10 protein-coding genes are annotated in these 12,866 nt (G+C 64.3%); 2 read left to right on the top strand and 8 right to left on the bottom strand.

Annotated features, from left to right (window positions below; all coding sequences use genetic code 11):
- Positions 1–30: 30 nt before the first annotated feature.
- Both AC4NN1_RS12580 and AC4NN1_RS12575 read right to left on the bottom strand, forming a co-directional pair.
- Complete coding sequence (locus AC4NN1_RS12580; RefSeq protein ID WP_491955500.1) at positions 31–1,182, bottom strand: acyltransferase family protein; 1,152 nt, start codon at positions 1,180–1,182, stop codon at positions 31–33.
- Positions 1,183–1,342: 160 nt separating this feature from the next.
- The gene (locus AC4NN1_RS12575; RefSeq protein WP_018187284.1) at positions 1,343–1,513 is read right to left on the bottom strand and encodes a CsbD family protein; all 171 of its coding nucleotides are present in this window, start codon (positions 1,511–1,513) and stop codon (positions 1,343–1,345) included.
- Positions 1,514–1,703: 190 nt separating this feature from the next.
- Here AC4NN1_RS12575 and AC4NN1_RS12570 point away from each other — a divergent pair, with 190 nt between their 5' ends.
- Positions 1,704–3,167: a glutamate-cysteine ligase family protein gene (locus AC4NN1_RS12570; protein WP_491955499.1), complete on the top strand. Its 1,464-nt coding sequence runs from the start codon at positions 1,704–1,706 to the stop codon at positions 3,165–3,167.
- 422 nt (positions 3,168–3,589) lie between these two features.
- Positions 3,590–4,816, top strand: coding sequence for a hypothetical protein (locus AC4NN1_RS12565; protein ID WP_491955498.1), 1,227 nt, complete (start codon positions 3,590–3,592; stop codon positions 4,814–4,816).
- A 399-nt stretch (positions 4,817–5,215) separates the two neighbouring features.
- Here AC4NN1_RS12565 and glmM read toward each other — a convergent pair whose 3' ends face one another.
- The 6 genes from glmM to AC4NN1_RS12535 form a co-directional block, all read right to left on the bottom strand.
- Complete coding sequence (glmM, locus tag AC4NN1_RS12560) at positions 5,216–6,559, bottom strand: phosphoglucosamine mutase (RefSeq protein WP_491955497.1); 1,344 nt, start codon at positions 6,557–6,559, stop codon at positions 5,216–5,218.
- 7 nt (positions 6,560–6,566) lie between these two features.
- Positions 6,567–7,052 (bottom strand): 30S ribosomal protein S9, encoded by a 486-nt coding sequence (gene rpsI / locus AC4NN1_RS12555; protein ID WP_491955496.1) that lies wholly within the window; start codon positions 7,050–7,052, stop codon positions 6,567–6,569.
- A gap of 29 nt (positions 7,053–7,081) precedes the next feature.
- A complete protein-coding gene (rplM, locus tag AC4NN1_RS12550) occupies positions 7,082–7,528 on the bottom strand; it encodes a 50S ribosomal protein L13 (protein ID WP_018187296.1) in 447 nt (148 codons plus the stop codon).
- Positions 7,529–9,282: 1,754 nt separating this feature from the next.
- Positions 9,283–10,347 carry a glycosyltransferase gene (locus tag AC4NN1_RS12545; RefSeq protein ID WP_491955495.1) on the bottom strand — a complete coding sequence of 355 codons (1,065 nt, stop codon included), beginning with the start codon at positions 10,345–10,347 and terminating at the stop codon, positions 9,283–9,285.
- Positions 10,344–12,251: a glycosyltransferase gene (locus AC4NN1_RS12540; protein WP_491955494.1), complete on the bottom strand. Its 1,908-nt coding sequence runs from the start codon at positions 12,249–12,251 to the stop codon at positions 10,344–10,346. Before AC4NN1_RS12540 ends, AC4NN1_RS12545 begins: the two co-directional genes overlap by 4 nt.
- Positions 12,248–12,820 (bottom strand): LbetaH domain-containing protein, encoded by a 573-nt coding sequence (locus AC4NN1_RS12535; protein ID WP_491955493.1) that lies wholly within the window; start codon positions 12,818–12,820, stop codon positions 12,248–12,250. The genes AC4NN1_RS12540 and AC4NN1_RS12535 overlap by 4 nt, the downstream gene beginning before the upstream one ends.
- Between the last annotated feature and the right edge of the window lie 46 nt (positions 12,821–12,866).

Below are 12,866 nucleotides of genomic sequence, written 5' to 3'. Positions count from 1 at the left end.
CTGTCGGCCCGGCGACAGTCTAGCGGCGGGTCAGGCCTGGTGCGCGTGGATGTCGGGGGCGATCGGGGCGTGCGGCTGCGGGCGCTTCTTGGTGCGGGAGCGGACAAAGTCGCCGACTCGGCGCGAGAGCTTGTGACTGGGGATCTCGACGACCTTGAAGAAGACCCACGAGAGCGGGATCGATATGACGACGCTGACGAGGCCGGCGATGCGCAGGTTCTGGTCGCCGAACAGGTGGGCCATCGAAATGACGACGGGCTCGTGGACGAGGTAGAGGCTGAAGGAGATGAGCCCGAACCACTGCATGACGCGGCTTTCGAGGAAGCGGCGGAAGATCGGGACGACGATCGCGGCGATGACGGCGATGATGGCGCCGATGGTCGTCACGGCGTCGGACGGCTCCACGAGGGGGCGCAGGGTCTCGAACGGGCGGATGAGCCACGGGAAGATGAGCAGGATCGGTGCGCTGAGCAGCAGGAGCGCCTGGGTGCCGCGGCTGGGCTGCCACGCCCGGATGGTGGGCAGCCATGTGGCGATGACGACGCCGATGAGGAACATCGGCAGGTAGACGAGGGCACGGTTGCCGAGGCTGCTCGAGACGGCGATGCCGATGACGGCCGCGACGGCGAGGATCCAGTTGTAGCGGGCGAACCGCACCCCGAGGAAGACGAAGACGGGCAGCAGGAACGAGAAGGCGATCTCCCACTGCAGCGACCACAGCGGGGTGACGAGGTCGCCTGTGCCGAACAGGAGCGTCGCGTCGCCCCACAGGGCTTCGGGGCTGACGGCTTTGTCGGTGATGCCCAGCCAGGCGCTCTCCATCGCGGTGGTGCGCGGGATGATCAGCACCCAGCCGAGGTAGAGGATGATCGCGCCCCACACCGGCAGGTAGAGGCGCAGCAGGCGCTGCGGGTAGTACCCGACCCACGAGAAGTCGCGGCCCTGCTTGAGCACGGGCAGGGTGAGCACGACGCCGCTGAGGACGAAGAAGATGACGACGGCACCCCGGCCGTCCCACAGTGCGTGCAGGGGCGTGTACGCCAGAAGTTCGGGCACCCCCTTCGCGGCGCGTCCCTCGAGGTAGGGCTCGGCGAACAGGGGGAACGTCAGCATGATGTGGTGCACCAGCACGATGAGCGCGGCCAGACCGCGCAGACCGTCGAGCGATGTCAGCCGTTTCATGGGTCTCCTGGGGCGTCCGTCGACGGCCGTGCACGACGAGAAGGGCAGGCGTCGACGTCGGGGGAACGTCGAGTGAAGTGTACGTGAGCGCCCTTCGTACCCCCTGGGGACACGACGAACGCCCGGGTCCACGAGGGGCCCGGGCGTTCGGTGAGATGGCTTACTTGAACGCGTCCTTGACGTTCTCGCCTGCCTGCTTGAGGTTGGCAGAAGCCTGGTCCTTGTGGCCTTCGGCTTCGAGGTTCTCGTTGTCGGTCGCCTTGCCGGCGCCCTCCTTGCCCTTGCCGGTGAGGTCCTGGGCGGCGTTCTTGATCTTGTCGTCGAGTCCCATGATCTGGTCCTTCCGTCGATCGTTGCCGGGATCGGTGCGTCCCGGGTTCCCCGAGGCTACGTCCGGTGGGGTCGACAGGTGAGGGGGTGGTGCTTTCGCATGCGATGGGTTAGTCGCGTGGAGTTTCGGCACGATGCCTGGCTTGTCAACCGCCCGGGGTGCGCGCCCGGTGCCCACCTAGGGTGGCGGGGTGGGAGAAACAGTCGAGTCGCAAGAGATCACCGGGGCCGATCGCACCCGTCATCGCGAGAAGATCCGTCAGAATCTCGACGTCTTCGAACGGATGCTGAGTGAGTCGAGGTTCGAGGCGGATGACCCGATGACGGGTCTCGAGCTCGAGCTGAACCTCGTCGACGAGGTCGGCGACCCGGCGATGCGCAACGAGCAGGTGCTGCGTGCGATCCCGGATCCGGCGTTCGTGAGCGAGCTCGGCCGGTTCAACGTGGAGATCAACGTCCCGCCGGCGCGGTTGCGCAGCGGCGGCCTGAGCACGTTCGAGAGCGGGATGCGGCAACAGCTGAACGACGCCGAGGAGCGCGCGTCGGAGCAGGGCGCACATCTGATGATGATCGGCATCCTGCCGACCCTGGCCGATCGGCACCTGAGTCGCAGTGCGCTGAGCGCCGACCCCCGGTACAGCATGCTGAACGAGCAGGTGCTCGACGCGCGCGGTGAGGACATCGTCATCTCGATCGCGGGTCAGGAGCAGCTGGACACGACGGCGGATTCGATCGTCCCCGAGGCGGCGTGCACGAGCACGCAGTTCCACGTGCAGACGGCGCCCGCGGAGTTCGCGGCGTATTGGAATGCGTCGCAGGCGATCGCCGGCGCGCAGCTCGCGCTGGCGGCGAACTCGCCGTACCTGTTGGGGCGCGAGTTGTGGCGCGAGACGCGCATCGCTCTGTTCGAGCAGGCGACCGACACCCGCAGCGAGGAGCTGAAGGCGCAGGGCGTGCGTCCGCGGGTGTGGTTCGGCGAGAGGTGGATCACGTCGGTGTTCGACCTCTTCGAAGAGAACGTTCGCTACTTTCCGGCCCTTCTGCCGATCATCGACGACGAGGATCCGCTCGAGGTGCTCGAGTCGGGCGGGGTGCCGTCGCTGGCCGAGCTGAAGCTGCACAACGGCACGGTGTACCGCTGGAACCGTCCCGTGTACGACGTGGCCGACGGGGTGCCGCATCTGCGGGTGGAGAACCGCATCTTGGCCGCGGGCCCGACGGTCGTCGACACCGTGGCGAACGCCGCCTTCTACTTCGGTCTCGTGCGTGCGCTGGCCGAGAGCGAGCGCCCGGTGTGGTCGCAGATGTCGTTCGGCACCGCGCGGGAGAACTTCCAGTCGGCCGCGCGCCTCGGCATCGACGCTCGACTGTCGTGGCCGGGCGTCGGCCGGGTGCCGGCGACCGAGCTGGTGCGGGACACCCTGCTGCCGCTCGCGCACGAGGGTCTCGCCGCGTGGGGCGTCTCGGACGAGGAACGCGAGCGCTACCTCGGCATCATCGAACAGCGGTGCGTGACGAAGACGAACGGCGCGGAATGGTTCGCCCGCAAGATGCGCGCCCGCGAGGGCATGGAACGCTTCGATGCGCTTCGGGCGACCCTGCTCGAGTACCAGCAGGCGATGCACACGAACGAACCGGTGCACACCTGGAACTAGGGATGCCGGTCAGCCGCGGGACTGACCTCAATTCCTAGCGCCCCTCGTTAGGGCCGACGTGGCGCGAGTTGAGAAGGGCCGTGGCTCGCATATCTGAGAGGAATCCGCGATGCGGGCAGTGCAGGCGGGGTCAGTCGGGCTGAGTTATGCTGTCCGCCGCTCGGCTTCATCGCTCTCGAGTCTTCACTACTTTCGCGTTCGCTCAGGCGGAGGCGACAGGGCCGGGAGCGGACGTCCGGTATGCTCGCGCGCATGGACCCGATCTCGCGACTGGCTCGGCGCTTTATGCGTCAGCGGCAGGGTTTCGAGGCACGCCCAGTGTCCCGAAACAAGATCGAGCCGCGCCCAGGCGTAGCTGCTGTCGAGAACGGGGTCGCCTGCGCCGACGAGCATGCCCAGGACTACGCGCGAAAGCGCGCGTAGTGACGCGGGCGCCGCTGAAAACTGATCCGCAAGCCGTCCCGCGGTTCCTGCGGGTAGCTCTCTATGCAATCTTGTTGCTCGGCGCAATCACCAGCATCCCTGTCATCGGCGGCTACTCGCCGATCCCGGTCGGCACTTTGCTGGATGCGTGGATCATCCTCTTCATACTCGTGTCGATCGGGCGGGGCAGGACCTATCTAATCCCCCTGCTGTTTTTCCTGGTCGGCTACTTGCTGACAAGGATCGTTCCCGCTCTGATAACCGAAGCACCCCTGGTCGACTTCTTGCAGGCTTACCGCTGGATTCTCTACCTGGTCGCGTTCGTCTTCGCCGTTGGGCGGCGTTGGGGGTCCCTGGTCGGGCTCAGGCGCGTGACGTGGCTGCTGCTGGCCCTGTCGCTCGCGAAGTCGCTGCTCACGATTGCAGCCCTTGGGCCCACAGCCCGCTCGGGGTTACTCATCGAGAACAACTTCGAGCTGGCTCTCTTCTCCGGGCTGCTGGTCATCGTCTACGGCGAGCTGTCACCACGCGCGCGGTTCTGGACGCTCGCGCTTCTCGCCGCTGTCGTCGTCGTCTCCGGTTCACGTAGCGGGGCCATCGTCTTCGCGATCGCAGTCGTCTACGCCGTTAGCCAGGCGAAGGGCGCCGGCCTGCTGCGCCGATACTTGATCGGCTTGAGCGTGCCCGTCATCATCTATTTCGTCACTCAGGTCTTCGAGAGCCGCGCTCTCGTAGCGGGGATCGACCGACTGAACTTCCTGACTGTGTTCGTGGCGGAGACCCGGAACTGGGACATACTCACATGGCTGTTCGGGACCCCGCCGCTCACCGCTTTGAGCGCTAACGGATGCAACTCGCTCGCGTTCTATGTGAACCTATTCGCGTCGACCGAAGACGGCTCGTGCTACTCCGTCATCCTCCACGCCTTCATCCTTCGAGTAGTCTTCGACGCCGGGATCTTCGGCCTGCTCCTCGCCGTGGCCGTGACGTTGTACACGCTCAGGAAGAGCGGTGCGGGCCGATGGATGACTCTGACCATCGCGGGGGTGATGATCGCCAACAGCTTCTCCGTCAGCGGGCTGAATAGTCCGTACGTCGGGTTGGTCATCCTGCTCGCGATCACCACACGCACCCCTCGAACCGAGTTGCGCTTCCCCAGGGTTTTCGACGGGCCAGAGAGCCGCGGCAAGCTGAGCCGCGGTTCAGTCGAACGATCCTGGGCGTGACCCGCCGGTGTCCCACGACGCGGTCGCCGTCATGACGTCCGCGGGTGTCGGGTCGGTGACCGTGGACCGTGCTGCATCCTTCTTGACAGCCATCTCGGTGGGCGGAGCCTGGTGGCCCAGTAGTCGCGGTCTGTCACTGGGTCGCGGTAGTCAGGCATGGGGAGATGCCACGGAATTCTGCAGCGTCATGCAATGGCCCATGCCCCCCCCCCCCCCCCCCCCCCCACCGATGTTCTTCTCGACGGGGCTCGAGATGGTCGACAGACCGTTGTTCGCGCTTTGGGACATCGCGGGACCGGTTGTCGCGACCGGGAGGAACGCACTCGACAGGTCACGGCTTAGGAAGCCCATCAGGAGCGCGCGGGCTCCGCCGATCTTGGCGGAGAGTTCAGGCTGAACCTACCCACTAACGACCGCCGCCAGCCGTTCCCCGACCCGCTGCGCGTCCTCTTCGGATGCGGCTTCGACCATAACGCGCACGAGCGGCTCGGTCCCCGACGGGCGCAGCAGCACCCGACCCGAATCCCCGAGCTCCGCCTCAGCGGCAGCAACGGCTTCGAGCACATCAGGGTCGGTCGAGCGCGAACGCTCGACGCCCTTCACGTTGATGAGCACCTGAGGGAAGACCGTCATGACCTTCGCGAGCTCTGACAGCGGCTTGCGCTGACGAGCGACCTCCGCGGCGAGGTGCAGGCCGGTGAGCACTCCGTCACCCGTGGTGGCGTACTCGCTCATGATGACGTGGCCGCTCTGCTCACCGCCGAGCGAGAATCCGCCCTCGTTCATGCGCTCGAGGACGTAACGGTCACCGACGGCGGTGGTTTCGAGGTGGATGCCGTTGGCCGCCATCGCGCGGTGCAACCCGAGGTTGCTCATCACAGTCGCGACGAGGGTGTCGTTGTGCAGCAGACCGCGTTCTTTCATCGATACGGCGAGGATGGCCATGATCTGGTCGCCGTCGATGATGCGGCCGTCGGCGTCGACGGCGAGGCAGCGGTCGGCGTCGCCGTCGTGCGCGATGCCGAGGTCAGCGCCGGTGCGGAGCACTTCGGCGACGAGGACATCGAGGTGGGTGGAGCCGAGGCCTTCGTTGATGTTGAGGCCGCTGGGGTCTGCGCCGATGACGGTGACCTTGGCTCCCGCATCGCGGAAGGTCTCGGGCGAGACACCGGATGCGGCGCCGTGCGCGCAGTCGAGGACGACGTGCAGGCCGCGAAGGCTGGTGCGCAGCGACGCGAGCAAGTGCACGACGTAGCGGTCTTCGGCGTCGGCGAAACGGCTGATGCGGCCGACCGCTCCCCCGGTGGGGGCGAGCTTGGGGCCGGTCATCGCTTCTTCGATGCGCTGCTCGACAACGTCAGGCAGCTTCACGCCGCCGCGCGCGAAGATCTTGATGCCGTTGTCGGGCGCAGGGTTATGCGAGGCCGAGATCATGACGCCGAAGTCGGCGTCGATGTCGCCGACGAGGAAGGCGGCGGCCGGGGTCGGCAGAACGCCGGCGTCGAGGACGTCAACGCCGGACGATGCGAGACCTGCGGCGACGGCCGCGCTAAGGAAGTGGCCCGAGACCCGGGGGTCGCGTGCGACGACAGCGGTGAGGCGCTTGCCGGCGGCTTTGCGTGCGTTCGCGATACGACCCTGGCCCAGGACGACAGCAGTCGCCTGGGCCAGGGTGAGCGCGAGATCGGCGGTGAGGGGGCCGTTTGCGAGGCCCCGCACACCGTCCGTCCCGAACAGTGCCATCGAAGGATTAACGCTTCGAGTACTGAGGAGCCTTACGCGCCTTCTTGAGACCAGCCTTCTTGCGCTCCTTGACGCGAGCGTCACGGGAGAGGAAGCCGGCCTTCTTGAGGGTCGGGCGGTTGTTCTCTTCGTCGATCTGGTTCAGCGACCGCGCGATGCCGAGGCGCAGGGCGCCGGCCTGGCCCGAGGGGCCACCACCCGAGATGCGGGCGATCACGTCGTAGCCGCCGGCGAGGCCGAGGACCGTGAACGGGTCGTTGATCAGCTGCTGGTGCAGCTTGTTGGGGAAGTAGTCCTCGATCGTGCGGCCGTTCACCGTGATGGTGCCCGAGCCGGGGACCAGACGCACGCGGGCGATGGCCTGCTTGCGGCGGCCGACAGCGGCACCGGGGACGGAGAGGACGGGACGGACCGGGGCAGCCTCAGAAGCGGCAGGGGTCTCGGTCGAGTAGTTCTCGGGGGTCTGGTCGAGGGAGTCAGCGATCTTCGCCATCAGATAATCCTTGTTCTTCTCGGCGGCGCTTACTGGGCGACCTGGTCGAAGGTGTACGTGGTGGGCTGCTGGGCAGCGTGGGGGTGCTCAGCACCGCGGTAGACCTTCAGCTTCGTCAGCTGCTGACGACCCAGGCTGTTCTTGGGGAGCATGCCGCGGACGGCCTTCTCCACAGCGCGAACCGAGTTCTTCTCGAGGAGCTCGGCGTAGGTGACCGACTTGAGGCCGCCCGGGTACCCCGAGTGGCGGTAGGCCTTCTTCTGCTCGAGCTTCTGGCCGGTGAGGGCCACCTTGTCGGCGTTGATGATGATCACGAAGTCGCCGGTGTCGACGTGGTTCGCGAACGTGGGCTTGTGCTTGCCGCGCAGGAGCGTGGCAGCGTGCGAGGCGAGGCGGCCGAGGACGACGTCGGATGCGTCGATGACCACCCACTCGCGGGTGATCTCACCAGCCTTGGGCGTGTAAGTGCGCGTCACAGTAGTGCTGCTTTCATAGATTCGAACGGAGGAGTTCGTGAATCCCACTCCGGGGTGGTTCGCTCGGGATGCCGGTCGAACACGCCAGTGGAGGGCTCACGTTCGCGGTGCGAGGCCAGCAGGGCGCAGGCACCAAAGAATGACTCTACCACGACCGGACTCGCACAGAATTGTGAGATCAAGTTGCGGCGGCGTCCGGCAGTTTACGTGGCCGACTTCCGCGCTGGATATGATCCGCGGGTGAGGGAGTCCTCGAGTCGTCGCAGTCGGGTAGCGATGCCAGATTTCGTATCCCCCGGCGCCGCAGCGAAAGTCGAGCTAGACGTGATCCCGACGAAGACGCCGCCAGCTCGAGACGCAAACAGCATCCCGCTCACGACGTCGCTACGTTTAGGAAGGCAGCCGACATCGCGGTGGCCGCGAAGGTCGGATCGAGGAAGCGCCTGTTGATGTCGCGTGTCTCAGCAGTGATGGGCTTCTTCCTCGTGCCCGCATTCTCCGTGGTCACGCCTCTCCTAGCGATTCCCGCAATCACTTCTAGGTACGGAGCTACCGGCTGGTCCGCTGTCGCGGTCGGTCTGGCCATCGGCGCCATTGCATCAACCGTGATCGAACTCGGCTGGGGCTGGAATGGGCCCGCCCGAGCCGCCCGCGCGTCGCCGAGCGCGCTCCCGCGGGTGTGGGCAACCGCTCTAATGACAAGATCGGCTGCGGCGCTGGTTGCGACACCGCCCGCAGCATTGCTTGCTTACTACCTGGCGCCTGGGCACCAAGTCACGGCCCTGCTGACGGCCATCGGCACCAGCCTCATCGGCCTAAGTCCGAGCTGGCTATATATAGGCCTCGGCCGACCATGGAGCCTCATAACGATCGAGATGGTTCCGCGAGCTCTTGGCGCAGCCACCGCCGCAGTCATGATCTACGCCTCTCAGCCACTGATCTTTTACCCTCTGATCGCCGTCGTCGCCCCCGCCCTCATTACTCAATGCCTAACGTTGGCGCAGATTCGCGCGGGCCGAGCTTCCTTCCGAGGCGTAACCCATCGGAGGGTCCTGCACGCCATCCGGCGACAACGGAAAATCGCTCTGGCGCGCATAGCGAGTAGCGTCTACACCCAATCACCCGTCGTGATCGTGACAGCGGTCGCGTCTGTCGGCACGGCAGCCGCGTACGCAGCAGGAGATCGACTGATGCGGATGACGCTTACCGGTCTCGCGCCGGTGCCCAGCATTAGTCAGAGGTGGGTCAACTCTCCGCCCGAGACAGCAGAACGCTGGCGACGCGCAAAGCTGGCTATCGGAGCAAACGCGGCCGTTGGCGGCCTCGTTGGCCTCGTATTCGCTCTGTGCTCACCACTCCTGTTGAGCATCATATTTTCGGGGGTTGTCGGCGTCACAGCTGTTCAGGCTCTGCTGATCGGGGCGATCATTCTGGTCGTATGCACAAGCCGAGCGACCGGTGGTCTCGGCCTGGTCGTAATCTCGGGAGACCGAGCACTGCTGACAAGCGCTCTGGTTGGCGCTGCTTCGGGCATCTTGACCATCCCACTACTCACATTGTGGTTCGGAACAGATGGTGCATTCATCGGGGTACTGACTTCCGAATCGGCGGTCCTTTTGACTCAGTTCATCACTCTCCGAACACACACGCGCCGCACAGGAAATTGATTCGACCAGTCCCACCCCGGTGTACGGGTCTTGCGGACTAGAAACAGCGAACCACGCGCCTGTATTTTCGTGCCGTGCACGCGAGAGTTACTTAGCCCCCCGCACCACAGCGTCCTCGCAAGCTCGTCTAAAGTCATCCATCACCGAAGACACTTCAAAGACAGCGAGTGCGCGTTGTCGAGCCATCTCACCCATGGAACTGCGACGACTTTTCTCCCGCACCGACCTGAGACTTGCAACCAGAGCGTCTTCGTCATCGGGCAGGAAAAGTTCTCCTGAACCACCTAGCGCCCATCGAATGGGTGGGAGGTCCGCAGCCACTACTGCCCTACCCGCGACCATTGCGTCCATGAGCTTCGCGGGAAGTTGTAGCCGCGAGATGCCTCCAGAACCGGTGCTTGGAATGACAACGACGTCGGCCCCTTGAACTAGCCGAAGTCCCGCTTCGAGATCTGTCGTTCCGACGAACGACTCCCACGGCTGGGCGTCTTCCGGCGGCTCATCCGTGATGACCAGTTCGAACCCCTCACCCTGCACGCGAGAGAGGGCCGCTCGCAACAGCGGTAGCCCTTTATGAGCACGAACTGTGCCGACAAAGACGACACGGACAGGCGCTTCGCGCTGGGCGCCGCCCACCCCGAAATCGAGTCGCGCGTGCGGAACTATCGTGCCACCGTGTAGGCGCTGCAACTCAGGATTACTGACGATCTTCGGGAACGATCGCGACGCACGGCGCAACTTCCAGGCCCGCCAGTAATTACGCGGCCTGAAAGTAGCCTTCGCCAACTGCCTCGAGCGGCTGTGCACGGACATCCATGCCTCTAGATCCGGATCGTCAATATCGAGCAGAACCCGGGCGTTCGTTCGCTTGTGCAACTTGAGGACTTCGCCGAAAGAGGCAGGCAGAGGCTTCACCGCCACCAACAGATCACGCGACTCAGCTACATCCGCCAACGTCGGCCTGCCTTCGAGACCGTCCGCGAGAACACACGCCTCCGCGAATGGGGAGTGCCGCAACGGACGCCAGATATCTCCACCACGGGTGGAGATCACTTGGCTGTCCCAGCCGAGCCGCTCCGCGATAAGCCACAGCGCGAATGCTCTCCCAACCGAATTGTCGGAGAAGGTCGATACGACCAGGCCGATCCTCATGAAACCAGGTCGATCTGTTCAGTCCACTTCCGCGCAACCGAATTCCACGAGAATCGCTCGCGAACAAATGACCGGGCCGCAGCCGAGCTTACGTCGTGGTCCTGCATGAGTTTCTCAACAGCGTCGGCCGCCGCTTGCACGTCAAAAGACGCGGCGTAGCCAGCTGGCAAGGAAATGGATGCGACTGAGGCGACCTGGTCAGTCACGACGATCGGGACACCGTGGGCGAGGGCTTCGACCGGGCCGAACCCGAAGTTTTCGTCCTCGCTGGGAGCGAGGAGAACATGCGTGTTGAGGAGAAGATCAGTCTTGGCCGCGCCATACACGGGACCTGCGAATTGCACGCTGGAGGCGACCCCCAAGGACTTCACCCTCTCTCGCAACGCGTGGACGATGTCGGAGCCACCATCTCCCGCGATGGTCAGACGCACCGGACGCCCCCTTCGAACGAGCTCGGCATGAACGTCGATGGCACGATCGATCCGCTTTTTTGACGCGATTCGAGACAGAGTGAGCAACCTCCATGCGCTTTCATCCCGGTCCCCTAGACGGTCGGGCACTTCCACGCCAGCACCCACCACAGCGATCTCTCGCGAGGGGCCCTCCGCTTCCGCCATCTCTGAAGGGGTGGCGACAACAAACTTGACCGATCGATTGATCAGCCGCCCAAACAGCTTATTGAAGAGCTTCTTTTGGAAACGCGACTGCTGCTCTTGATAGCTGGTTAGTGATCCGTGAGGCATGAGCAGGATGCCCTTACGAAGGAAGCGACCGGTCAAAACCACGATCGGAACCCACGGAAGGTAGTAACCGTGGATGATCCAAACATCCGAGGCGATAGCCGTTCGAATGCCAGCGATCGAAAGGATCCCGAGGGGCTTATATTTTGGCGCGCGGTTCGCCGCCACCGCATCGTCAAACGTAGAAAGGCCGCCCGACGCCCGACGCACCAACAACTGCGTCGCAACCCCGTCGGCATTGAGTGCAATGTTCACTTCCAATGCGTGATGCGCAGGGCCGCCGTCGCCTCGATCCAGAGTGTTAGCCAACTGTGTTACGCGGATTCGCTGACTCTGCGCCGCAGCAAGTTCCCGACTCTTCACTCCGATCTGCCAGTAGTACATCGACAGCGCCACCGCATAATCGAATCCCGCCCGCCCGTCGCGGAAGCCCATCCGGACCACGTACGCGTAAATAAAGAAAAGCGCGGGCTTGAATGGCACCGCGTCAAATAAGCGCCCCTTTGCTGTTCGCTTGCTTGCGATCTCTGTGCGGAGCTTTCGGTTCTGTGAAAGGTGCGCCTCCCAATCTGAATATCGATTGTGCCTGGCGAACCAACTCGACACCGGATCACGGTCGTCGTGGACCAGGCGAGCCTTCAGCTGACCGATGCGGCGGTCGGCGACTGGCTGATAGTGCCCTTCCACCTCGCGAATGCCGGGAGCATTCAAGTCATCAATCACGGGGAAACGCGCAAAGTCTTTATGCAGCAGTGAACGCTTGGTGACGACGTGACCGTGGCGAAGAATCCTGCCCGCGAAGCGATATGAAAGGTGAATATCGAACGCTGAGTAAACAGTGCTGCTGAGGACAGCCTGCATGCCAGATAGTTCTTCGATCAACGCATCGGACGGGTACTCATCGGCATCGAGGAGCAAGACCCAATCATTTCGCACGCCAGCGTTCTCGAGCGCCCACTGCTTCTTTTTCGGGTATGTCCCGTCCCAGCGGAACTGGACGACCCGTGCACCGGCGGACTCTGCGATGTCTACGGTTCGGTCTTCGCTATCGGAATCGACGATCACCACCTCGTCGAAGGCTCGGAGCCTGTCGAGAGTGTTGCCGATTCCAGCCTCCTCGTTTTTCGTCAGCACGATCACCGAGAGGAAGTCGATCTTCTTCATACGTTGCCGCCGTTCCCGAAGCGCGTCCCGCACTTCTCGATGGGGCTCCCGCCCCAGATCTCCCCTGGCGGCACAGAGACACCGTCCACCAGCGTGAGAGGCCGGATCAAAGCCGATCGTCCGATCCTCGACCCGCCCAGGACCACACATCGACTCGTTACCCACGCACCGTCACCAATCGCCACGGGCTTAGTCACGAGGGCCATGTCCGACCGGTGCCTGTGGCTGCCAGTTGTGACGAATGCATCCTGCGATATGACGGCATCTGACCCGACGTCGACCTGATCCTGATTGTGGAACCACACCCCCTCGCCGATCCACGAGCGATCGCCGATGCTCAGCTTCCACGGGAACTTCACGCGGGTCCGCGGCCGGAAGACGACGCCAGCCCCGATCTGTGCTCCAAAGGCCCGAAGAACCCGCACACGCAGCCCTGAGCTGATCTGCCAGGGGTTCGTGACGAACAACAGCTCGCACACGGCCCAGAGGTAGACGACCCACGCCGGCCGATCCCACGCCGCACGCTCACCAGGGGCCTTCGAGAGATCGATTACCGGGATGTCAGACATCGTCCACCTTCCGAAACCAGGCCGAAACCGACGCGCGGCTAGGGTC

This window comes from Microbacterium sp. MDV22-iso44 (genome assembly GCF_058629135.1).
The sequence above is the reverse complement of the archived record's forward strand: the minus strand, read 5'-3'. Positions and strand labels throughout refer to the sequence as shown.

Bases quoted from the DNA above. Each gene is read 5' to 3' on its own strand.
- AC4NN1_RS12580 (WP_491955500.1), bottom strand. From the start codon at position 1,182: ATGAAACGGCTGACATCGCTCGACGGTCTGCGCGGTCTGGCCGCGCTC.
- AC4NN1_RS12575 (WP_018187284.1), bottom strand. From the start codon at position 1,513: ATGGGACTCGACGACAAGATCAAGAACGCCGCCCAGGACCTCACCGGC.
- glmM (WP_491955497.1), bottom strand. From the start codon at position 6,559: ATGGCACTGTTCGGGACGGACGGTGTGCGGGGCCTCGCAAACGGCCCC.
- rpsI (WP_491955496.1), bottom strand. From the start codon at position 7,052: ATGGCGAAGATCGCTGACTCCCTCGACCAGACCCCCGAGAACTACTCG.
- AC4NN1_RS12545 (WP_491955495.1), bottom strand. From the start codon at position 10,347: ATGAGGATCGGCCTGGTCGTATCGACCTTCTCCGACAATTCGGTTGGG.
- AC4NN1_RS12540 (WP_491955494.1), bottom strand. From the start codon at position 12,251: ATGAAGAAGATCGACTTCCTCTCGGTGATCGTGCTGACGAAAAACGAG.
- AC4NN1_RS12535 (WP_491955493.1), bottom strand. From the start codon at position 12,820: ATGTCTGACATCCCGGTAATCGATCTCTCGAAGGCCCCTGGTGAGCGT.